This window comes from Mycobacterium sp. Dal123C01, assembly GCF_052566995.1.
Window position 1 is genome coordinate 3,172,408 of sequence record NZ_CP199580.1, and the last position, 24,077, is coordinate 3,196,484.

The following is a 24,077-nucleotide window of genomic DNA, read 5'->3' on the forward strand; positions in this document are numbered from 1 at the left end:
GTGCTAATTCAGGGAGGATTTCGTGGTGCGTGCCCCCGCGTGCTCGGAGGACATCCGTGCGGAGGTAGCCGAACTACTCGGCGTCGGTGTTGACGCTGTTCAGCCCGGTGACAACCTGATCAGTCAGGGCCTTGATTCGATCCGGATGATGTCGCTGGCCGGTCGTTGGCGCCGCCAGGGCGTCGACGTCGATTTCGCCACGCTTTCTGCCACTCCGACCATCGAGGCCTGGTCGGAGTTAGTAGCCGCAGGCTCCCACGCTGCTGCCACCGACGAGCCGGCCCCCGACACCGACGGCGCCGACGTATCCGGTGAGCCGTTTCCGCTCGCCCCGATGCAGCACGCGATGTGGGTGGGCCGCCACGACAACCAGCAGTTCGGCGGCGTGGCCGGGCACCTGTACGTCGAGTTCGACGGTGGGCCGACCGATCCGGACCGACTGCGCGCGGCGGCCACCCGGCTGTCGCTTCGCCACCCGATGCTGCGCGTGCGGTTCCTGCCCGACGGCACACAGCGCATCGCCCCGGCCGACGAATGCGCTGACTTCCCGGTGGCCGTCGAGGATCTGCGGGAGCTGGACGCGGATCGCGTCACTGCAAGGCTGGACGCGATCCGGGAGATCAAGTCGCATCAGCAGCTCGACGGCGCGGTGTTCGAACTCGCGTTGACGCTGCTGCCCGGTGAGCGCTCGCGGCTGCACGTCGATTTGGACATGCAGGCCGCCGACGCGATGAGCTACCGCACGCTGATGTCCGACCTTGCCGCCTTCTACCTGGGCCGTGAACTGCCCGAGTTGGCCTACAGCTACCGGGAATACCGCCAGGCCATGGTGCGCGACGAGGAGCGCTCGCAGCCGGCTCGCGATGCCGACCGTGATTGGTGGGCGCACCGCATCCCGCAACTGCCCGACCCGCCGATGCCGCCGGCGGTGGGAGGCCGGGACTCGCACCGCGGCACGCGGCGTTGGCACTGGTTCGACGCGACGACCCGCGACGCCCTGTTCTCCCGCGCCCGGACGCGGGGCATCACCCCGGCGATGGCGCTGGCCGGAGCGTTCGCCAACGCCCTGGCCCGCTGGTCGGCCACGTCACGGTTTCTGCTGAACGTTCCGCTGTTCGGGCGCCAGGCCCTGCACCCCGACGTCGATCTGCTGGTGGGCGACTTCACCTCGTCGCTGCTGCTCGACGTCGACCTGACGGGCGCAGCCACCCCGGCGCAACGGGCGCACGTGGTCCAGGACGCCATGCAGGCCGCGGCCGCACATTCCGCGTACTGTGGGCTGTCCGTGCTGCGCGATCTGAGCCGCCATCGCGGCACCCAGGTGCTGGCGCCGGTGGTCTTCACCAGCGCGCTGGGACTCGGAGAACTGTTCGGCGCCGACGTCACCGAGCAATTCGGCACGCCCGGATGGATCATCTCCCAGGGCCCCCAGGTGCTGCTCGACGCCCAGGTCACCGAGTTCGACGGCGGAGTCCTGGTGAACTGGGACGTGCGCGACGGCGTCTTCGCGCCGGGCGTCATCGACGCGATGTTCGCCCACCAGATCGACGAACTGCTCCGACTGGCTTCCGGCGACGAAGCCTGGGAGCTCGCGGGTCCGTCGGCGCTGCCCGCCGAACAACGTGCGGTGCGTGACGCGGTCAACAGCCGCACCGCCGAGCCCAGCGGAGAGGCGTTGCACGACGGGTTCTTCCGGCAAGCCGCGCAACAGCCCGCCGCTCCCGCGGTGTTCTCCAGTTCCGGCGACCTCACGTACGCGCAGCTGCGCGATCAGGTGCTGGCAGTCGTCGCGGCGTTGCGCGCCGCCGGGGTCGAGGCCGGCGAAACGGTTGCGGTGGTGGGCCCGAAGACCGCCGAGCAGGTGCCCGCCGTGTTGGGCATTCTGGCCGCCGGCGCGGCGTATCTGCCGATCGGAGTCGATCAGCCACGCGAGCGCGCGCACCGCATCCTCGAAACGGGCGGCGTGCGGCTGGCCCTGGTCTCCGGCGGACAGCAGCTGTCGTTGCCGGTGCCCGCGCTGACGCTGGCTGACGTACTCACAGACGTGGCGGCCGGCGCCGAGATTCAATCCGCGAGAGTTGATCCCGCCGACCTCGCCTATGTGTTGTTTACGTCGGGCTCGACCGGTGAACCCAAGGGCGTCGAGGTGACCCACGACGCCGTGATGAACACGGTGGAATTCATCGGCCGGCACTTCGAGATCGGCGTAGGAGATCGATGCCTGGCCCTGTCGACGCTGGAAGGCGACATTTCGGTGATGGACCTCTTCGTCACCTTGGGGACAGGCGGGTCGATCGTCGTGGTCGACGAGGCGCAGCGCCGCGATCCCGACGCGTGGGCCCGGCTCATTGAGACTCACCACATCACCGTGCTGCATTTCATGCCGGGTTGGTTGGAGATGCTGATCGAAGTCGGGCGCGGGCGGCTGTCGTCGGTGCGGGTGATTCCCACCGGCGGCGACTGGGTGCGGCCCGAGGTGGCTCGCCGCTTCCAGGCCGAGGCGCCCAACCTGCGGTTCGCCGGGCTGGGCGGTGCGACCGAAACCCCGGTTCACAACACGATTTTCGAGGTACTCGACCCTGCCGCGCTGCCGGCCGACTTGACCGCTTTGCCCTTCGGCACGCCGCTGGCCAACAACGCGTGCCGCGTGGTCAGCGACACCGGCGACGACTGCCCCGACTGGGTCGCCGGTGAGTACTGGGTGTCCGGGCGCGGCATCGCGCGCGGTTATCGCGGTCGTCCCGATCTCACCGCGGAGCGCTTCGTCGAGCACGACGGCCGACGGTGGTACCGCACCGGCGATCTGGCCAGGTATTGGCCCGACGGCACGGTGGAGTTCGTCGGCCGTGCCGATCACCGGATCAAGATCAGTGGGTATCGCGTCGAACTCGGTGAGGTCGAAGCCGCGCTGCGGCGGGTGCCGGGGGTGCGGATAGCGGTGGCAGCGGTGCTTTCCGGTAGCTCCGAGGTGCTGGCCGCGGCGGTATGCACAGAGAGCTCCATCGAGCTGACCGCGGAGCAGATCCGCCATGCTCTCGCCGATCTCGTTCCCGCACACATGATTCCGAGCCACATCACGTTCGTTGAGCGCATCCCCTTCACCGACAATGGCAAGGTCGACCGTGCGGCGATCACCGTCCTGCTTGCCCAGACATCAACCGGACAGCACGGCTCGGCGCTTTATCAGGCGCCACGAACGCAGTTGGAACGTGCACTGTGTCACATCGTCGCGGACGTCCTGGGCCGTGCCGGCGCTGATGTCGGCGTGCACAGCGATTTCTTTTCTCTCGGTGGCGATTCCGTGCTCGCGACGCAGGCCGTGGCCCGTATCAGACAGTGGCTGGATTCAGCGAGCCTGATGGTCGCCGATATCTTCGCGGCGCGAACAATCGCGACACTGGCCGAGCTACTCATCAGCCATGAGTCCAATGCTGACCGGCTCGAGTTGGTGGCCGAGGTGTACCTGGAGGTCGCAAACATGCCCAGTGTCGACGTGATATCTGCACTCGATCCGGCCGCCGGCGAAGAAACCACGTTCACGACGTCGCCGCGGGAGTTCAAACCTTGGGTGAAGCGATTCACCACGAATGCGGCGAACGGATCCGTGGTGGTGTTCCCGCATGCCGGTGGTGCCGCCGCAGCTTACCGCTCGCTGGCTAAGGCGTTGTCGGCCAACGATGTCAACGCATTCGTGGTGCAGTACCCCCAGCGGGCTGACCGGCGGGAACACCCCGCGGCAGCCAGCGTCGCGGCGCTGGCGCTCGAGTTGTTCGAGGCAGGTGATTGGGGTTCGGTGGCGCCACTGAGTCTGTTCGGTCATTGCATGGGGGCGGTAGTCGCCTTCGAGTTCGCCCGCATCGCCGAGCGCAATGGGGTAAAGGTGCGCGTGCTGTGGGCTTCTGCGGGAGAGGCCCCGTCTATGGTCGGCGCGTCCGGCCCATTGCCGACTGCCGATGCCGACGTACTCGCTGACATGGTAGATCTCGGCGGCACCGATCCCGTGCTGTTGGAGGACGAGGAATTTGTCGAGCTTCTCGTGAAGGCGGTGCAGGCCGACTACGCTGCTTTGAACACGTATTCGTGCCGGCCAGATGAGCGCATCAACGCGGACATCCACGCCGTCGGCGGCAACCGAGACCACCGGATCAGCCGAGAACTGTTGGCTATGTGGGAAACTCACACAACTGGCCGATTTATTCAGTCGGACTTCGAGGGCGGGCATTTCTACCTCACCGACTACCTCGACGCGGTGGCACGGATAGTGAGTGCCGATGTCCGATAACGATCCGGTCGTCATCGTAGGGATGGCGGTCGAGGCACCTGGTGAAGTCGAAACCGCCGACGATTTCTGGACGTTGCTGTGCGAACAGCGGGAGGGGCTTAGCCCGTTCCCCACCGATCGTGGCTGGGCGGTTCGCGAGCTGTTTGATGGGTCGCGGCGTGACGGATTCAAGCCTGTTCCCAATCTTGGCGGATTCCTTTCTAGTGCAACAAATTTCGATCCCGAGTTTTTCCATATCTCACCGCGTGAGGCAGTGGCCATGGACCCGCAGCAGCGGGTCGCGTTGCGAGTGGCGTGGCGCAGCGTGGAGAACAGCGGGATCCACCCCGATGATCTGGCCAGCCATGACGTGGGCTGTTATGTCGGGGCGTCTGCCCTCGAATATGGTCCCAGTTTATCCGAATTCTCGCACCACAGTGGACATCTGATGAGCGGGACGTCGTTGGGTGTTATCTCGGGGCGCATTGCCTATACGTTGAATCTCGCGGGGCCGGCGCTGACGATCGACACCTCGTGTTCGTCGGCGCTGGTGGCGTTCCACACTGCAGTCCGGGCGATTGGGGCTGGCGACTGCGATATCGCGCTCGCCGGCGGCGTCTGCGTAATGGGTTCCCCGGGCTATTTCGTCGAGTTCTCCAAGCAGCATGCATTGTCCGATGACGGCCACTGCCGGCCGTTCAGCGCGCACGCCAGCGGGACAGTCTGGGCAGAGGGCGCAGCCATGTTCGTACTGCAGCGTCGATCTAGGGCAATCGCCGATGGGCGTCGTATCCTCGCAGAGGTCCGCGCCAGCTGCCTGAACTCCGATGGACGGAGCAACGGGCTGACGGCGCCGAACCGCGACGCGCAGCTGCGATTGTTCCGGCGCGCCATCGGGCAGGCCAACATCGAACCCGCCGACGTGGGGATGATCGAAGCGCACGGCACCGGAACCCGGCTTGGTGACCGGACTGAACTGTTGTCACTGGCGGCCAGTTATGGCACCGCACCGCCCGGGCGTGGACCCCGTTTGGGATCGGTCAAGTCCAACGTCGGGCATGCGCAGGCCGCTGCGGGCGCGCTGGGTCTCGTTAAGGTCATCCTGTCCGCTGAACATGCCGCGGTACCTCCGACTCTGCACGCCGATGAGCCTAGCCGCGAAATAGAATGGGAGAGCCAAGGTTTGCGGCTGGCGGACAAGCTGACGCCGTGGCCAGCCGTCGAAGGATGGCGCACCGCGGCGATATCCGCCTTCGGAATGAGCGGCACGAATTCCCATCTGATCGTCTCAATGCCCGACACCGCGAGCGTATTCGGGCGCAGAGGCGCGTGATGGTCCTCCAACGACTACCCGATGGGCGAATCCCGGTGCTGCTCAGCGCCCACGCCGATGAACTCGTCTCGGCCGATGCCCGAGCGATCGCCGATTACCTCGACCGCTTTCCGGAGACGACCGTGACCGAGGTGGCTCGCCAGCTGCGCAGGACCCGAAGGGTCCGCAGGTATCGTGCGGTGTTCCGGGCCGCGGATCGGCTCGAGCTCATCGATGGGTTGCGGGCGCTGGCCGACGGACGTGAGCATCCGCTGGTCGCTAGTTCGGCGCTAACTTCGGCCCCGCGACAGGCGTTCGTGTTTCCCGGTCAGGGTGGTCACTGGCCGGGTATGGGAACGGATGCTTACCAGTCGATCCCGAGCTATCGCACTGCGGCCGATAGCTGCGCTGCAGCGTTCGAAGCCGCCGACGTCGAGTCGCCGCTGCGCTACCTGACAGTTGCCGACGACGGGCATGCCTTTTCTGAAAGCGAGATCCAAAGCGCGCAATTCGTTCACGCCGTTGCCCTGGCGAGCGTCTGGCGCTCTTGCGGTGTGGTTCCCGACCTCGCCATTGGTCAGAGTCTCGGTGAGGTTGCTGCGGCCGTCGTCGCCGGCAGCATCACGTTGTCGGACGCTGTCGGTGTGGTCACGGCTCGTGCCGGTGCGGTCGAACGCCTTCCGGGTCGCTACGCGATGGCGACGCTGGGTATCAGCGCCCCGGCTGCCGCTACTCTGGTCGAGGCGACCGACGGCTGGGTGGAGGTGTCTGTCGTCTACTCCGCTTCGACCGTCGCAGTGTCGGGTGATCGCGACGCGGTGCTGGCCATCGTCGAGCAAGTCCGCGCCCGCGGTGAATTCGCCCGCGAGATCACTGCGGGCTTCCCGGGACACACCAGCATGCTCGAGCAGCTTCGTGACGATTTGCGAGAGCAGTTGCCTGCCTCGGACTTCGCGGAGGCACCGGTGCAATTCATCGGCGGCACCACCGGTGACGTGGTGGCGCCGAGCACACCCTTTCGCGACTACTGGTACGCAAACCTGCGTAACACGGTGCGATTGGACCGAGCATTTGAGTCGGCAATCCGTTGTGGTGCGGGGTCTTTCATTGAGTTGTCGCCCCATCCCGCGCTGCTTTTCGCAATTGGTCAGATCTTTGAAGCCGACGCCTTGGAAGACCCGGCGGTACTCGTTGGCTCAGCTCACCGGGATGAACTGTTGGTCGACACGCTGACGGCGAATATCGTTACTGCGGCGGTAGCCGACCCCAGCTACGCCTGGGGAGATCACCTGGACGGTGTCGGCAGCGGCGTCGGCTTGCGCGGATTTCCCAACGCGCCCATGCGCGCAATCCCGATGTGGGCGCACCCCGAGCCGTTGCCTCCGGAGCCCCGAACAGCTTCGGGATTGAACATTGCCCTCGAGCATTGGGAACGGACAGCGTTGACCGCGCCGCCTGCGGGACCGCCCGTGCACTTCGCGGTGGTCGATCTCGGTGGTCTCGGGGCGACTGACGGCGCGCTGACGCAACGGATGCGGGCGGCGATCGAATCCCACCCCGCGGCTGAGCTCGGTGCACGTTCGGATGCCGAGATCGTCGTGGCGATCGCGCCGGTCCTCGACAGCGTCGACGCCGGCCGGGCCGCCGGGACCCTCACCGGACTGATTAGGGCCGGTTTGCTTGATTATGCGAATGCGCTTGGCCCCCGGTGCCAAACCATCTGCCTGCTCACCGTAGGTGCTGAGCGGGTCGGCCATCACGACGCGTTGTCGTCAGTCGGCCACGCAGCGCTGGCCGCGATGCATCGCAGCCTCGGATTCGATTATCCTGCACAGGCTTTCACCCACTTGGATCTGCCGTCGTGGGAGTTGGCACCTGCTGCCGGCCCTGCCGTCGTCGAGGCGTTACTAGCCGGTTCTGGTGAAACCGCGCTGCGTAACACAACAGGCGGGTACAGATTGTTCGAGCGCTCAATCCGCGATGCGCCCGCTGCTGCGCAATGGCCGCTGGACTCCGGCGTGCTCGACGACGTCGTGATCACCGGCGGTTCCGGCACCATCGGTCGGCACTATGCTCAGTATTTCGCCGAGCACGGCGCGCGGCGCATCGTCTTGCTCAGCCGCGGCTGCACGGCTCCCGAAATGCTGAAAACCTTGGCAGCCCAATACGGTACCGAGCTGGTGTCGCCCTCATGCGATATCACCGATCCAGCTCAATTGTCGCTCATTGCGGCAGAATACGGCGCTGCCGGCGCCTCGCTGATCGTGCATACAGCGGGCAGCGCCACGTTCGGTACTGCCGTCGAGCTGACAACGGAGGCCGTCGCTGACACCTTCGCCGCCAAGGTCAACGGCTTTGCTCATCTGGCTGAGCTATGGCCGGTCCGGCCCGACGCTCGAATGCTGTTGTGTTCGTCAGTATCCGGTGTGTGGGGAGGGCGGGGAAGCGCAGTCTACTCGGCAGCTAATCGGCTTCTGGACGGGACGGCTGCTCGGCTACGCGCTGGGGGCAGACATTGTGTTTCAGTGAAATGGGGGTTGTGGCAGAGCCCTACCGATGGCGAATCGGCCCGGGGCTTCGCGGATTCTGCCGAGGTGGCAAACATCGAGCGGTCCGGGCTGCGGCAGATGGCGCCGCGGCCGGCGATCGAAGCCAGCCTGCAGGATTGGCGCGACGACCCGCTGGTGTTCTCTGCCGACGCCGCCCGGTTGGAGATTTTTCTGAACAGCAGGCGGTCTGAACCGGCCGGCAGGCAGTTCTGGGCGACGGACGTTGCCCAGGACGCCCCACCCACGAGCAACGTGTCGGTCGTCGATGCGGTGCGAACTCAATTGGCAGCGGTGCTCGGAATTGAGCGCGCCGACGAATTGAACCTGGGGGAATCACTCTTCGATCTGGGCATTGACTCAATGTTGGCGCTGGACCTGCGCAAACGTTTGAAGCGCATGATTGGCCGGACCGTATCCCTGGCGACGCTGATGGGTGAAATCACTGGCGACGAACTTGTCAAAAAACTCGAGGACGCCGACGAGCGCTTCGGAAGATCACAAAAGGTGGACTTTTCGCGTGACTGATATCGCCGACACCGGTACCCGACTCGATGCGGCCCGACTGGAGCTGCTGCGTCGCAGGCTTGTCGAACGGGGTCTCTCGTCTGCCATCGAGGAGGATAACCCCCGCGCCGACGACCAACTGTCCGACGGCCAGGCTCGGATGTGGTTCGTGCAGATGGCTGATCCAAGCGGCGCGTTGCTCAATATCTGTGTCTCCTACCGTATTACCGGCGATCTCGATGTGACCCGGCTGCGCAATGCCGTTGACGCGGTGGCCCGCCGGCATCGGATATTGCGCACCACTTACGCCGTTGTTGATGACGGTGATCCTCGGCGCAAGGTGCACGAGGATCTCCGGCCGGGCTGGGCGCTACACGACCTGACCGACCTGTCCGAAGATGCTCAGAGGCTGCGCCTGGAGGTGCTGGCTCAACGCGAATTCTGTTCCCCCTTCGATCTTTCCGGTGACGCGCCCCTTCGAGTCACCGCAGTGCGCACCCGCTCCGATGAACACGTGCTGCTGTTGACGGCTCACCACATCGCCTGGGACGATGCCTCGTGGCGGGTGTTCTTCTCAGACCTCACCAAGGCTTATGCGGGCGCCGATTTGGGGTCTGGACATCATTCGTCGGTTCCGTCCAGGAACGACACCGTTCAGGCCGATCTGGACTACTGGCGCGCTGTCATGGCCGATCCGGCGGAGCCACTGGAACTTCCCGGCCCCGCCGGAACGAGTGTACCCACCAACTGGCGCGCCACCCGCAGCACGCTGCAGCTGTCCGGCGACACCGTGCAACAGGTGGCCGCGATCGCACGCGACACCGGTTGCACCCCGTACATGGTCTTGTTGGCCGCGTTCGGCGCATTGATACATCGCTACACCCACAGCGACGACTTCCTGGTGGCCACACCGGTTCTCAACCGCGGCCCCGGAAGCGAAGACAGCATCGGCTATTTCGGCAACACGGTGGTGATGCGGCTGCGACCGAAGTCGACGATGACCTTCCGCGAGCTGCTGACATTGACTCGTGACATCGCTGCCGGGGCGTTCGCGCACCAGCGGGTCGACCTCGACCGTGTGGTACGCGAGCTGAACCCGGATCGCCGGCACGGAGCCGAACGCATGACCCGGGTCAGTTTCGGCATGCGCGAGCCGGACGGTGGCGGATTCAGCCCGCCCGGTATCCGGTGCGAACGCTACGACTTGCGTAGCAACCTCACCCAGCTCCCGCTCGGGTTCATGGTCCAATTGGACCGCACCGGGGCATTAGTCGAGGCCGAGCATTTGGTCGAGATTCTCGAACCCGGCCTGGCGAAGCAGTTGCTCGACCACTTCGCCGTGCTGCTCGGCAGCGCGCTGGCCAAACCAGACCAGCCGTTGTGGGGGCTGGCGCTGATGAGTGCACGCGACGCCGGGTGGATGCGCGCGGTGTCGGCTGGTGAGGAGTTCGACACGCCCCCTAAAATGCTGGGGGACTTGGTGTCTGAGCAGGCGGCGGATGCGCCCGATGCGACGGCAGTGGTCTACGAAGGTGAAATCTTCACGTATCGTGATATCAACGAAAAGGCAAACCGGTTGGCGCACTGGCTAATCAGCCAGGGGATCGGCAGCGAAGACCGGGTCGCAGTGCTGCTCGACAAGTCACCCGAGCTGATCGTCACAGCGCTGGGGGTGGTGAAGGCCGGCGCGGTGTATGTCCCGGTGGATCCGACGTATCCTCAGGAACGGCTGACGTTCATCCTCGACGACTGCGACGCCAAACTGATTCTGCGGGAGCCGGTGAGCGACCTGTCCAGATACAGTGCCGAAGATCCCACCGATGCCGATCGGATCGGGCCACTGGGGCCGGCGAATACGGCCTATCTGATCTACACATCCGGTACGACTGGATTGCCCAAAGGCGTCGCGGTGCCGCATCGCCCCGTGGCGGAGTACTTCGTCTGGTTCAAGGGCGAGTATGAGGTCGACAACACCGATCGGCTGCTGCAGGTCGCCTCGCCCAGCTTCGATGTCTCGATCGCTGAGATCTTCGGCATGCTGGCCTGCGGTGCACGGATGGTGATCCCGCGCTCCGGTGGACTCAACGACATCGGTTATCTAACCGCCCTGTTGCACGACGAAGGCATCACCGCAATGCATTTCGTACCGTCGCTGCTCGCACTTTTTCTGTCACTGCCCGGCGTCAACCAGTGGCGGACGTTGCAGCGAGTGCCCATTGGAGGGGAGCCGCTGCCCGGGGAGGTGGCGGACAAGTTCCACGCGACATTCGATGCGTTGTTGCATAACTTCTACGGTCCGACCGAAACCGTCATCAATGCGAGCCGTTACAAAGTGGAGAGCCCGCAAGGCACCCGTACCGTGCCCATCGGCCGGCCCAAGATCAACACCACGTTGCACCTGCTCGACGATGCACTGCAGCCGGTACCGGTCGGAGTAATGGGCGAAATCTACATTGGTGGAACGCATGTCGCATATGGATACTATCGCCGGGCCAGGCTGACCGCGGAACGATTCATCGCCGACCCGTTCAACCCGGGTGCCCGGATGTACCGATCTGGAGATCTTGCGCGTCGCAACGCAGATGGGGATATCGAGTTCGTGGGTCGCGCCGACGAACAGGTCAAGATTCGTGGATTCCGAATCGAGTTGGGAGACGTCGCCGCGGCAATCTCGGTCGATCCCACGGTCGGACAGGCCGTCGTGGTGGTCAGTGACCTCCCGCGCCTGGGCAAGAGTCTGGTCGGCTACGTCACGCCCGCAGTAGGCGACGACAGATCGCCGGAGGTCGACCTCGACCGGATCCGCGCACGGGTGTCGGCGGCACTTCCCGAATATATGGTGCCCTCGGCTTACGTTGTGCTCGATAAGATTCCGATTACCTCGCACGGGAAGATCGACCACAAAGCGCTGCCTGATCCCGAGGTCGACTCCGGTGTGGAGTTCCGCGAACCTCAGACGGCCGCCGAGAGGCGCCTTGCCGACCTATTCGGTGAATTGCTCGGCCGGGAACGAGTCGGCGCCGACGACTCGTTCTTTGACCTCGGGGGCCATTCGCTGTTAGCCACCAGACTTGTTGCGGCAGTGCGTAGCAGCTTCGGTGTCGACATCGGCGTGCGGGAGGTCTTCGTGCTCGCCACCGTCGCGGGTCTGGCAGGACACATCGACACGCTGGATCTGAATTCGGCACGGCCACGGTTGACACGGATGAACCATCATGGGCCGACGCGACTTTCGTCATCGCAGCTGCGCACCTGGTTCACCTATCGCATCGACGGACCGAACGCCTTCAACAACATTCCGTTCGCCGCGGTATTGCGTGGCCCCTGCGACACCGATGCGCTCACGGCCGCCATCACCGATATCGTGGCACGCCACGAGATCCTGCGCACCAGCTACTGCGAAATCGCCGGTGTACCATACCAAATCATCCACCCGCCCGCCGAGGTGCCGGTGCGTCGCGTCGCCGGGCCCGACACGGACTGGCTGCACGCCGAGCTGGAGAACGAGCGAGTTCACGTCTTCGACCTGGAGTCCGATTGGCCCATCCGGGCAGCGCTGCTGAGCATGCCGGACCAAATCGTATTGTCGTTGCTGGTACACCACATCGCCGGCGATCATTGGTCCGCCGAGGTGCTTTTCACCGATCTGCTGATCGCTTACCGGGCCCGTAGCGACGGACAGCAGCCGTCCTGGGAACCGCTGTCGGTGCAGTACGCGGATTACGGTGTGTGGCAAGCCGCGTTGCTGGACGACGACGCCGGCATCAGCGGTCCGGAACGTGACTATTGGGTCGGCCAACTCGCAGGGATGTCCACCGAAAGCGGTCTGCACCCCGACCTCCCACGCCCGGCCTTGCTCAGCGGCGCCGGCGATGCCGTCGAGTTCAGTTTCGGGTCGGCGATCCGGGACAAGCTGACAGCGCTGAGCCGTGCTGCTGGCGTCACCGAGTTCATGCTCCTGCAGGCCGCTGTCGCGGTGGTGCTGCACAAGGCCGGCGGCAGCGCGGACATTCCCATCGGCACCCCGGTGGCTGGACGGAGTGAACCCGATCTGGACAAGCTGATCGGGTTCTTCATCAATATCCTGGTGCTGCGCAACGACTTGCACGGCAATCCGACACTGCGTGAGGTGCTCCAGCGGACCAGGGAGATGGCGCTCGGCGCGTATGCACATCAGGACCTGCCGTTCGACCAGGTGGTGGCAGCGGTCAGCCCGGCGCGGACGCTGTCGAGCAATCCGCTGTTCGATGTGGTCGTGCATGTTCGCGAACAGTTGGAGCAGGAGCGCGTCATCGACAGCGGGCCTGACGGTGACACCACGTTCAGCGCTCTGGACCCGATATTCGATGTCGCACACGCCGATCTCTCGGTCAACTTCTTCGCCTGCGGCGACGGATACCGCGGTCGCGTCATTTACCGAACCGAGTTGTACCAACGCGGCACTATCCAGCGGTTTGTGGACTGGCTGCTGCGCGTCATCGAGACGTTCGCCGACCGTCCGGACCAACGGCTGAACGACGTCGAGATCGTCAGTCAACACGAGATGGAACGCATTTCCAAATTCTCCAACGCAGGAGGCGCTACTGCGCGGGTGTACCTCTTGGACGGATCGCTGAAGCCTGTTCCGATCGGTGCACACGGCGACGTCTATTGCGGTGGCGGTTTGGCCGTGTGCGCCGGCCTGGCGCGACCGTCGGTGACCGCGACCCGATTTGTTGCTGATCCATTTGCGGTACAGCCAGGTTCGAGGCTTTACCGTAGCGGCGAGCGTGGCGTGTGGAACGCTGACGGCCGACTGGAATTGCTGACCGGCTTGGTCGGTGTCGACGGGGACGGGCCAGCCGCGGCGACACCGGTCCGTGCTCCCGCCGAGCCCCCTGACACCGCAACCGAGCACGCGTTGGCGGCGATCCTGACCGACCTGCTTGAAGCGGAACAGGTCGGGCGCTATGACGATTTCTTCAATCTGGGCGGAGACAGCATCCTTGCGGTGCGGATGGCGGCACAGGCTCGTGACAGCGGGATGGCGCTGACCCCGCGGATGGTTTTCGAGCATCCCGTGCTGCACGAACTCGCCGCGGCGCTCGACGCCAAGTCGCACATCGAGGACGAGTCGGACGACACGCGTCACGCGCCGATGAGCACATCTGGCCTTTCAGCCGACGAACTGGCGGCTCTCACCGCGTCATGGGATCCGCGATGACGCAAGCCGGGACACGGCCGGTCATCGAGGACGTGATGGCGCTTAGTCCCTTGCAACGGGGCCTGTTCTCGATGGCAACGCTGGCCGATGCGGAGTCCGGCGACGACCCGTATGTCATTGCGATGGCCGCCGACGTGGCCGGTCCGCTCGACGTCGCGTTGCTGCACGACTGCGCCACTTCGATGCTGGCCCGGCACCCGAACCTGCGGGCGAGTTTTATCCACGGCAACCTGAGCAGGCCCGTGCAGGTGGTCCCCGCCGTTGCCGAGGTGCCGTGGCGGTGTGTGCGCGCCGACCCGGACGAAGTCGAGGTCCTCGAAGCCGAAGAGCGTCGGCGCCGTTTCGATGTAGGTCGGGGGCCGCTGATCCGTTTCCTGATCATCGAATTGCCGGACGAACATTGGCGTTTGGTCATCGTCGCGCACCACATAGTTATCGACGGGTGGTCGTTGCCACTCTTCGTGTCCGAGCTAATTGCCCTGTATGGATTCGGTGGCGATACCAGTGCGTTGCCGTCACCGCCTCGGCACTATCGCGACTACATCGGATGGCTGGCTGCGCGAGACGAAACGGCCAGCCGCGCGTTGTGGGCCGAACATCTCGGCGGCTTGGACGGCCCGACCTTGCTTTCGTCGGCGTTGACTGACATTCCGGCGAGAGCCGGCATTCCGCACGGCACCGAACTGAGGCTCGAGCGCGACGCGACCGCAGCACTGGCCGACACCGCCCGTAAGTGCGGCGTGACCCTCAACACGCTTGTTCAAATGGCATGGGCGATAACACTTTCAGTCATTACCGATCGCCAGGACGTGGCTTTCGGTGTGACGGTGTCAGGGAGGCCCAGTGAATTGTCGGGCATCGATACGATGGTTGGCCTCTTCATCAACACCGTGCCCTTACGGGTTCGGCTCAATGTCCGCGAAACAGTTGGCGCGCAGTGCCTTGCACTACAACGTGCGTTCGCCGAATTGCGAGACCACAGCTATCTGGAACACGCCGAATTGCGTTCCCTGGCCGGTGTCGGCGAAATGTTCGACACCCTGTTGGTGTACGAGAACATCCCGCCCCGCGACGTCGTGGGGGCCGTGGAGTTCGTCGCTAACGGAGCGACAATTCGCCCGGCCGCGATGCAGAGTTTGTCGCACTTCCCGGTGACCATCGCGGCGCACCTCACCGACGGCGAGCTGACGGTCCTGGTGGAGGTGCTTGACGGTGCGCTGGGGGCGATGTCGCCCGAACACCTCGGCGCCCGGCTGCTCACCGTGGTGGAGCGCTTGCTCGCGAATTGGGAACGGCCGCTGCGCGACGTCAGTGTCCTGCTCGAAGACGAGGCGGTCCCGGCGGTCGCCGGGACGCTCACCCCGTCGGCCACGCCCGGCATCCACGCGCGGTTTGCCGACGTCGCGGCGCGCGCTCCGGACAATACCGCGGTCAGCTGGGCGAGCGGCGCGATGAGTTACCGTGAGTTGGACGCCCTTGCCAACGGGTTGGCCGCCCGGCTCGCGACCCGTCGCATAGCGCCTGAAACCCCAATAGCACTGCGGCTTTCGCGTGGCCCTCAGTACATCGTCGCTATGCTTGCGGTGCTCAAGGTCGGTGGGATGTGTGTGCCAATGGAGCCGGGGATGCCGCTAGAACGAGTGGATTCAATTCTGCGCCAAACCGGTGCGTTGATCGTCATCGACGACGCGTTCATGACCGGCAGCGAACCGCCCCCAGCCGTCTTCCGCCCGCTCGACGTCAGTCCCGAGCAGGCCGTCTATGTTGTCTTCACTTCGGGGACGACGGGAGAACCCAAGGGCGTCATAGCAACTCACGCCGCAGTGAGCGCATATGCCGACGATCACCTCGACCGCGTGCTACGTCCCGCGGCCAGCCGGCTAGGTCGACCGCTGCGTATCGCACACGCCTGGTCGTTCGCGTTCGACGCCGCGTGGCAGCCCCTGGTCGGGCTCCTCGACGGTCATGGCGTGCACGTCATCGACGAGCACACGCAGACCGACGCCGAGGCACTGGTCGCGGCGATCGCCGCGCACGGCGTTGACATGATCGACACCACGCCGTCGATGTTCGCCCAACTCACCGCAGGTGGGCTGTTGACGACGGTTCCGTTGGCGGTGCTGGCGCTGGGCGGCGAAGCGCTCGGCAGCTCCGCGTGGTCCCTGATCCGCGCCGGGAGCGCCCGCACGCAGATGTCGGCCTACAACTGCTACGGACCGACGGAAACCACTGTCGAGGCGGTGGTGGCCGCCATCGCCGAGCACGACGAGCCGTCGATCGGACGGCCCACCCGGCACACCCGCGGTTACGTGTTGGACTCGGCGCTGCGTCCGGTGCCCATCGGCGTGACCGGCGAGCTCTACCTGGCCGGCGCGCAACTGGCCCGTGGATATCTGGGACGCGCAGCCGAGACCAGCTGCCGATTCATCGCTGATCCGTTCGCGGTTGGCGAAAGAATGTACCGCACGGGCGATTTAGTGCGCCGCGGATCGGATGGCTCACTGCACTATGTGGGTCGTGCCGACGCCCAGGTGAAGATTCGCGGCTACCGGGTCGAGCCGGGCGAGATTGCCGCGGCGCTCGATTCGCATCCGGCCGTCCGGCACGCGGGGGTGGTGGTGCGACGCAGGCAAGGAGCTGCGCGGCTCACCGCGTACGTAGTGCTGGCCGACGCGGTAGCGGATAGGCCGTCGGCGGCCGAACTGCGCGGCATGCTCGGCTCCCGGCTGCCGCGCTACATGATTCCGCATCGCATCGTTACCGTTGACGAAATTCCGTTGACCGCCAATGGCAAGCTGGACGAAACTGCGCTGGCTGCATACGACGCCGACGACAGCGCCGTCGTCGGCGAACCCGAAACACCTACCGAGGCCGCGCTGGCCGAACTCCTCGCCGAGCTCCTCGGGCTGCCCCGCATCGACGTCGCCGCGGACTTCTTGCAGCTTGGCCTGGACAGCATCATGGCGCTGTCGGTGGTGCAGGCGGCCCGGGCCCGGGGTATCGCGCTGCGGGCCAGGCTCATCCTGGAGTGCGCCAGCGTCCGCGAGCTCGCGGACGCAATCGAATCCGAAACCGTCGCTGCCGCAAGTGATGTCGAGGACGGCACCGGTCCCATGCCGGTACTCCCCAATGGGCGCTGGCTCTACGAATACGGCGAACCGCGTCGGCTGGCGCAGACCGAAGCCATCCGGCTGCCCGACGACGTCAGCCGCGAGCACCTGGATGCCGCGCTGGCAAGCATCGTCGACGGGCACGAAGTGCTGCGCGCGCGACTGGACCGCGCCACCATGACCCTGATCCCGTTGCCTTCCACCGAGACCCGCGGTGGGCTCATCGACGAGGTAGCGGTGTCCGGCGACCTGCAAGCCGGTGTCCCCGCACACGTCGCACAGGCCGTCGACCGCCTCGACCCCGAGCGGGGAGTGCTACTGGCCGCGGTGTGGCTTCGCCCACCGACCGGACAGAGCGTCCTGCTGCTGGCCGCCCACGTGCTGGCGATGGACCCGGCGTCCTGGCGCGTGGTCCTCGGCGAACTCGACGCCGCGTTGCGGGCCTTGACGACCGGCCATTCGCCCGCACCGATCCGGGAGCACACCAGTTACCGGCGCTGGGCCGGCGCCCTCACCGAGCGCGCTCACCGGTTGGACACGGCGCAGTTCTGGGTCGGACAATTCGGCGGCGAGGATCCCGATCTCGGCAACCGGCGGCTCGATCCGGACCACGACCGGGCCCGCGATCTGGACGTCCGCATGTTCGCCACGGACGCGGACACCACCCGACGGTTACTGGACTCCGGCCTGCCGTTGCCGCACCTGCTGATCGCCGCCACCGCGGCGATGGTGACGCGCTGGCGGCAGTCCCGCGATCAGGCCACGCCGCCGCCGCTGCTGGCGCTGGAAACCCACGGCCGGGCCGACAGTCTGGTCGACGAGCCGGGCGCGCTCACCGTCGACACCGGTGACACGGTCGGACTGCTCAGTTCCATTTACCCGGTGCGGGTGGCCTCGGCCGATCCACGAGACGTCGGCGAGCAGCTGGCCGCGATTCCCGGCGATGGACTCGATTACGGGTTGCTGCGTTATCTGCGTGCCGACACCGCCCAACTGCTTGCTTCGTCGCGGGGTCCACAGCTGCTGCTGAACTATCTCGGCGCGGCCCGTGCGGGCGGCGGCACCGGGCTGACGCTGGAGCGCGAGCTGCTGGCCAAGGTATCGCCGCAGCCGGAACCGGATCTGGCCGTCCGCCATGAGCTCACCATCGTGGCCATGGTCCTGACATTCGACGGACAACGTGTCCTGGCCACCCAGTGGCGAACGTTGCCCGACATTCTCGACGACGCGGATATCGCTGCGTTGCAACAACTCTGGATTGAATCATTGCGGGAGGTGGTGACATGAGCACGCTAGCGATCCTCGGCGCCGGCGCCAAGGCGGTGGCCGTAGCTGCCAAGGCTTCGGCGCTGCGCGACATGGGCGTCGAGGTCCCCGACGTGATCGCCGTCGAACGCACCGGGGTGGGGGCGAACTGGCTGGCGAGCGGCGGCTGGACCGACGGGGCGCACCGACTGGGTACCAGCCCGGAAAAAGATGTCGGGTTTCCCTATCGGTCGGCGCTGGTGCCGCGCCGCAACCGCGAGGTCGACGAGCGGATGACCCGGTACAGCTGGCAGTCCTATCTGATCGCGACGGCATCGTTCGCCGAGTGGATCGACCGGGGCAGACCCGCGCCGCCCCACCGCAAGTGGAGCCAGTACCTGGGTTGGGTCGCCGACCAGGTCGGCATGAAAGTGGTGCACGGCGAGGTCGACGGGCTGGGCGTCGCCGGTGACCGCTGGGCACTGCACACCCACGAGACCACCGTGCACGCGGACGCGTTGATGATCACCGGACCGGGCCAGGCGGAGAAATCGCTGCTGCCCGGCAACCCGAGGATGATGTCGATCGCCCAGTTCTGGGATCGCGCGGCCGGCCATGACCGCATCAATGCCGAGCGGGTTGCCGTAATCGGCGGCGGTGAGACGGCCGCCTCGATGCTCAATGAGCTTTTCCGGCACCGGGTTTCGACGATCACGGTCATCTCGCCGCAGGTGACGTTGTTCACTCGCGGCGAGAGCTTCTTCGAGAACTCGCTGTTCTCCGACCCCACCGACTGGACCGCCCTGACGCTGGACGAGCGTCGCGACGCGCTGGCCCGTACCGACCGCGGCGTGTTCTCGGCAAACGTGCAAGAGGCGCTGCTGGCCGATGACCGCATCCGCCACCTGCGTGGCCGGGTCGCCCACGCGGTTGGCCGCGACGGGCAGGTCCGGCTGACGCTGTCCACCAACCGGTTCAGCGAGAACCTGGAGACGGTGCACGGTTTCGATCTCGTCATCGACGGCTCCGGCGCCAACGCGCTTTGGTTCACCTCACTGTTCAGCCAGGATGCGCTCGACACCCTCGAGCTGGGGTTGGGCGGACCGCTGGCCGCCGATCGCCTGCAGGAGGGGATCGGCTACGACCTGTCCCTCAGCGACGTCACCCCCAAGCTGTTCCTGCCGAACCTGTCCGGACTCACCCAGGGGCCCGGGTTTCCCAACCTGAGCTGTCTGGGACTGCTGTCGGACCGGGTGCTGGGGTCATGGGTCGGTCCGGCCGGTCTGTCCAAATACCAAACGATGGTGGAGAAGCGATGAGCACAAACCCTTTCGACGACGACAACGGCACGTTCTTCGTGCTGGTCAACGACGAGGAACAGCACAGTCTGTGGCCTGCCTTCGCCGACATTCCGCCGGGCTGGCGCGTGGCGTTCGGCGAAGCAACCCGTGCGGCCTGCCTGGACTATGTCGAACAAAACTGGCCCGACATCCGGTCGAAGAGTCTGCGCGATTCCCTGGCCGGGAACCGGCCGGCCGGCTGAGCCAGCAAAGCCAAAATTCTGGGCTGCTACACAGGTTGCGCACAGACTAGTCAGGGTGAACCCGAGTAGCATCTGTCACAAGGTGCACAACCGCACCATCTGCAACAGCTGATGGTGCGGGGTGACATTCCGTCACGTCGTTGCACTTCGAAGGGGGAATCATGAAATCCGTGAAAGCCATTGCTACGGGTGTCGCAGCTGTGGGCGCCATCGGCGCCGCGGCCATCGGCGTCACCTCAATCGCGTCGCTGCCTGCTGGCAGCGCAGCTCAGGTACAGCTCGCCGCGGTCGGCGCGCCGTTGCCACAGGACCCACCGCCCGCCCCGGCTCCCGTCGCCGGCGTTCCGACCGCCGACCAGCTGACCGGGGTGCTCACCACCCTCGCCGATCCCAGCGTCTCGTTCACGAGTAAGGGCAATTTGGTCGAAGGCGGCATCGGCGGGACCGAGGCACACATCGCGGACCACAAGTTGCAGAAGGCGGCCAAGAACGGCGACCTGCCGTTGAGCTTCAACATCACCAACATTGCGCCGGCCGCCGGCGGGTCGGTAACCGCGGACGTTGCGGTGTCGGGCCCGAAGCTGCCGAACCCGGTCACGCAAAACGTCACCTTCGTCAACAACCAGGGCGGCTGGATTTTGTCGCGCTCTTCGGCGATGGAGCTACTACAAGCGGCCGGACACTGACTAACATCCGTCACGTCGGCCAACGCAGGCCGCTTAAAGGGGGAACCGTGAAATCCGTAGCTATGAGCGTGGCGGCGCTGGCCGTCATCGGCGGCGCTGCCGTCGGCATCGCGTCCGTCGCAGCGCCAGTCACTCAGGTGCAACTGGCTGCGGTCGGCGCCCCGTTGCCGCAGGAACCGCCGCCTCCTCCCGCGCCTGCGCCGGTGGGGCCGGGCCTTCCGACGGCGGAGCAGTTGACCAACCTGTGCATCCAGGCCACCGACCCTGGCGTGGGCTACTCCACCAAGGTCGGCCTGGTCGAAAACGGCATCAACCCCGACGAGGGCCACGTTGCCGACCACGACCTGCGGAAGGCCTACCGGAACGGCAACTTCCCGGAGACGTTCACTGTGACGAACATCGTGCCGGCCGGGCCGAATACGGCCGCCGCCCAGGTGGCCATCGGGGGTCCGAAGTTCGCCGGGCCGGTCAACAAGCAACTGGTGTTCGTCCAACAGGGTGGCAACTGGGTGCTGCAACATGACGCCGCGCTGGCGTTGCTGCAGGCCGCTAGCGCGGTGAACTAGCCGGACACGGCTTTGAGGTCGAGCCGGGAGATGCGCTCCGGGTCCGCCAAGACGTCGATGGCGGCCACCCGGCCGTCGCGCACCACGAACGCCATGATCGTGGTGGGCTGGCCGGCGACGTAGACGACCGCGCCGGCTGCGCCGTTGACGGTTGCGGGGCGGACTTCGCGCTCGGGGGCGGCGTAGCCGCGGGCCAGCTTGGCCACCGACGATGCACCCTCGGTGCGGAAGAGCCCGGCGCCGGAGCCGAAGTCCCCACGCAACACCACGTCGGGATGTAGCACCGACACCAGCCGGTCGAAGTCCCCGGAGCGTCCGGCCGCGAAGAACGCGTCGACGGCCTCGCGCTGCGCGGCGATGTCGCCGTCGGGAACCGGGTCCGCCTGCCGGATTCGCCGGCGTGCGCGGCTGGCCAGCTTGCGGGTCGCTTCCGGTGTCCGGTCGACGATCGGCGCGATCTGGTCGAACGGGACGGTGAAAACGTCGTGCAGGACGAACGCCAGCCGCTCGGCCGGCGGCAGTGTGTCCAGCACGACGAACAGCGCCAGTCCTACCGCGTCGGCCAGCATCGCGCGGTGTTCGGGGTCGAATTCGCCGTGGGCGTCCACGATCGGGTCCGGCAACTGGGCGACCGGTTCCTCGCGATGACGGGCCTGGCGGTCGCGCAACGTGTTCAGGCAGATGCGGGCCACCACGGTGGTCAGCCAGGCGTCGAGGTTGGCGATATCGTCCGCCGAGCTGCGGTTCAGCCGCAGCCAGGCCTCCTGCACGGCGTCCTGGGCGTCGTCGATCGAGCCCAGCATGCGGTAGGCGATGGCGCCCAGCTGCGGCCGGGCTGCCTCGAAACGCGCCGTCAGCGACGTCTCAGACGCGTCTGCCGTCATGTGCGACCGGTCTCGGGAAGGGCGCACACCTGGTTGCCGGAGAAGCCGGACGACCCGATGCCGAGCGCGAGGTTGAACCGGGCACGCAGGTTGCCCAGGTTGATGACGTGGGTGAGGCCGACGAGCTGGGGCGTGTCGAAATGGGCGCGCAGCGCGTCGAACAACCGGTCGGTCACCTCGACCGGGGTCCGACTCATCGCGGTGGCGTACTCGAGGATCAGCTTGTCCACCTCGGAGAAGCACGCCGCGTTGCGGTAGTCGGCCTTGGACATGGAGAGGGCGAGCAGTTCTTCGTCGGTGATTCCCCACTGGCGGGCGATCTGCGAGCCGAGGTCGATGCAGTACTCGCAGCGCACCGTCGTCGCCGCCTTCAGCTCGGCCAGCGCACGGTGGCGCGGACTGAGGATGTCCAGCTTCGATTCGGCCTGTTCGAGCTTGCCGTAGGCGCTGAGCAATCTGGGGATGTGGGCATACATCCGCAGCGGTTCGAGCATCCCGGCCGTTTCGAGACCGGCCATCTGCGCGAGCTTGCGTTTGGTGAAGAAGAAGGCGATCTTGGCGCCCAGGCCGGCGTCGCGGTCGGAGACTCCCTGAAGCCGGGACATGGCGAACCTCCCGAATAGTCGCGGTGCGGACCTTGATGGCCCTCACTACGTCGACACCCGGCGACGCGCAAACGTGACCGGTTAATGCTCGAAAGTCGAACCCGATCCCTGGGTCTGCTGGCTCAGCGGCACATCCATGTCGTACACCCGAGCATGGAACACGGTGCGATTCCGCAGGGCGGCCTGCACGGCGCGGTGCAGGCCGTCTTCGAGGTAGATGACGCCTCGCCACCGGACGGCGTGCGGAAAAAGGTCGCCGTAGAAGGTGGAGTCCTCCGAAAGCAGCCGGTCCAGGGCCAGCACCGTGGTCGTGGTGACCAACTCGTCGAGCCGGATCTGCTGCGGCGGTATCTGGGACCAGTCCCGGTAGGACAGCCCGTGTTCCGGATAGGGCTTACCGTCTCGTACACCCTTGAAAATCATTCGCGGATCTTCTCCGATGCGTCGTCGAAGCCCGACGGATACATGCTGGACAGGCTAGCCGCAAAGCTATCGGAAGTGCGCGGCGGACGGTTGCTGATGGAGGTCAGCGCGCCGTGAGACCCTAAAATGAATGCAATGAAGGAAGTAGGAGCCGATGGGTAGTGCTGACGACCGTCGCTTCGAGGTGCTGCGCGCCATCGTTGCCGACTTCGTTGCCACCAAGGAACCCATCGGTTCGAAGTCCCTCGTCGACCGTCACAACCTCGGCGTGTCCAGCGCCACCATCCGCAACGACATGGCGGTGTTGGAGGCCGAGGGCTACATCACCCAGCCGCACACCAGCTCCGGGCGGGTGCCCACGGAGAAGGGTTACCGCGAGTTCGTCGACCGCATCGACGACGTCAAGCCGTTGTCGTCGGCCGAACGGCGGGCGATCCAAAGCTTCCTGGAATCCGGTGTCGACCTCGACGACGTGTTACGCCGTGCGGTGCGGCTGCTGGCTCAGCTGACCCGTCAGGTGGCGGTGGTGCAGTACCCGACGTTGTCGACGTCGACGGTTCGGCACCTGGAAGTGATCGCGGTGACGCCGGCGCGGCTGTTGATGGTGGTCATTACCTCGTCCGGGCGGGTGGATCAGCGCATCGTCGAACTCGGCGACGTCATCGACGATCATCAGCTCTCCCAGCTGCGCGAGACGCTCGGCCAGGCCCTGGAAGGCAAGAAACTCTCGGCGGCCTCAGTCGCGGTAGCCGACCTGGCCCAGCAGCTGGGTGGCGCGGGCGGGTTGGGCGATGCGGTCGGTCGTTCGGCGACAGTGTTGCTGGAGTCGCTGGTGGAGCACACCGAAGAGCGCCTGGTGATGGGCGGCACCGCCAACCTGACCCGCAACGCCGCGGACTTCGGTGGTTCGCTGCGTTCGATCCTGGAGGCCCTCGAGGAGCAGGTGGTGGTGCTGCGGTTGCTGGCGGCCCAGCAGCAAGCCGGCAAGGTGACGGTGCGCATCGGTCATGAGACGGAGGCCGAGCAAATGGCGGGCACGTCAATGGTGTCCACCGTGTACGGCACCATAGACACCGTGTACGGCGGTATGGGTGTGTTGGGGCCCACTCGGATGGACTATCCGGGAACCATCGCCAGCGTAGCCGCGGTTGCTCTTTATATTGGCGAGGTCCTGGGTGCTCGATGA

General features: G+C 65.9%; 12 protein-coding genes and 1 pseudogene. 10 read left to right on the plus strand and 3 right to left on the minus strand.

Going from position 1 to position 24,077, the window contains the following annotated elements:
- Window positions 1–22 precede the first annotated feature (22 nt).
- The 9 genes and pseudogenes from ACTXG5_RS15060 to ACTXG5_RS15100 all read left to right on the plus strand — a co-directional run bounded on the left by ACTXG5_RS15060 (window position 23) and on the right by ACTXG5_RS15100 (window position 20,979).
- Window positions 23–4,282, plus strand: a complete 4,260-nt coding sequence (locus ACTXG5_RS15060) for a non-ribosomal peptide synthetase (RefSeq protein WP_445159576.1) — start codon at window positions 23–25, stop codon at window positions 4,280–4,282.
- On the plus strand, window positions 4,272–5,594 hold the full coding sequence (locus tag ACTXG5_RS15065) for a beta-ketoacyl [acyl carrier protein] synthase domain-containing protein (protein ID WP_445159577.1): 1,323 nt from the start codon (window positions 4,272–4,274) through the stop codon (window positions 5,592–5,594). Before ACTXG5_RS15060 ends, ACTXG5_RS15065 begins: the two co-directional genes overlap by 11 nt.
- Complete coding sequence (mbtD, locus tag ACTXG5_RS15070; protein ID WP_445159578.1) at window positions 5,594–8,647, plus strand: mycobactin polyketide synthase MbtD; 3,054 nt, start codon at window positions 5,594–5,596, stop codon at window positions 8,645–8,647. The genes ACTXG5_RS15065 and mbtD overlap by 1 nt, the downstream gene beginning before the upstream one ends.
- A complete protein-coding gene (locus tag ACTXG5_RS15075; RefSeq protein WP_445159579.1) occupies window positions 8,640–13,829 on the plus strand; it encodes an amino acid adenylation domain-containing protein in 5,190 nt (1,729 codons plus the stop codon). The genes mbtD and ACTXG5_RS15075 overlap by 8 nt, the downstream gene beginning before the upstream one ends.
- Window positions 13,826–18,226 carry an amino acid adenylation domain-containing protein gene (locus tag ACTXG5_RS15080; RefSeq protein WP_445159580.1) on the plus strand — a complete coding sequence of 1,467 codons (4,401 nt, stop codon included), beginning with the start codon at window positions 13,826–13,828 and terminating at the stop codon, window positions 18,224–18,226. The genes ACTXG5_RS15075 and ACTXG5_RS15080 overlap by 4 nt, the downstream gene beginning before the upstream one ends.
- Window positions 18,223–19,519 (plus strand): annotated as a pseudogene (locus tag ACTXG5_RS15085) (SidA/IucD/PvdA family monooxygenase); the annotation flags it as partial. The gene ACTXG5_RS15080 and the pseudogene ACTXG5_RS15085, both read left to right, overlap by 4 nt.
- A complete protein-coding gene (locus ACTXG5_RS15090) occupies window positions 19,500–19,727 on the plus strand; it encodes an MbtH family protein (protein ID WP_445164430.1) in 228 nt (75 codons plus the stop codon). The pseudogene ACTXG5_RS15085 and the gene ACTXG5_RS15090, both read left to right, overlap by 20 nt.
- Window positions 19,728–19,888: 161 nt before the next feature.
- Window positions 19,889–20,413 carry a hypothetical protein gene (locus tag ACTXG5_RS15095; protein WP_445159581.1) on the plus strand — a complete coding sequence of 175 codons (525 nt, stop codon included), beginning with the start codon at window positions 19,889–19,891 and terminating at the stop codon, window positions 20,411–20,413.
- A gap of 62 nt (window positions 20,414–20,475) precedes the next feature.
- Window positions 20,476–20,979, plus strand: a complete 504-nt coding sequence (locus ACTXG5_RS15100) for a hypothetical protein (protein WP_445164431.1) — start codon at window positions 20,476–20,478, stop codon at window positions 20,977–20,979.
- Here ACTXG5_RS15100 and ACTXG5_RS15105 read toward each other — a convergent pair.
- The 3 genes from ACTXG5_RS15105 to ACTXG5_RS15115 all read right to left on the minus strand — a co-directional run bounded on the left by ACTXG5_RS15105 (window position 20,976) and on the right by ACTXG5_RS15115 (window position 22,891).
- The gene (locus tag ACTXG5_RS15105) at window positions 20,976–21,863 is read right to left on the minus strand and encodes a sigma-70 family RNA polymerase sigma factor (protein ID WP_445159582.1); all 888 of its coding nucleotides are present in this window, start codon (window positions 21,861–21,863) and stop codon (window positions 20,976–20,978) included. The two genes, ACTXG5_RS15100 and ACTXG5_RS15105, sit on opposite strands and share 4 nt — an antisense overlap.
- Complete coding sequence (locus tag ACTXG5_RS15110) at window positions 21,860–22,468, minus strand: carboxymuconolactone decarboxylase family protein (RefSeq protein ID WP_445159583.1); 609 nt, start codon at window positions 22,466–22,468, stop codon at window positions 21,860–21,862. Before ACTXG5_RS15110 ends, ACTXG5_RS15105 begins: the two co-directional genes overlap by 4 nt.
- Before the next feature lie 81 nt (window positions 22,469–22,549).
- Window positions 22,550–22,891 (minus strand): type II toxin-antitoxin system VapB family antitoxin, encoded by a 342-nt coding sequence (locus tag ACTXG5_RS15115; protein ID WP_445159584.1) that lies wholly within the window; start codon window positions 22,889–22,891, stop codon window positions 22,550–22,552.
- A 154-nt stretch (window positions 22,892–23,045) separates the two neighbouring features.
- On the opposite strand from ACTXG5_RS15115, the gene hrcA reads away from it, so the two are divergent.
- The gene (hrcA, locus tag ACTXG5_RS15120) at window positions 23,046–24,077 is read left to right on the plus strand and encodes a heat-inducible transcriptional repressor HrcA (RefSeq protein ID WP_445159585.1); all 1,032 of its coding nucleotides are present in this window, start codon (window positions 23,046–23,048) and stop codon (window positions 24,075–24,077) included.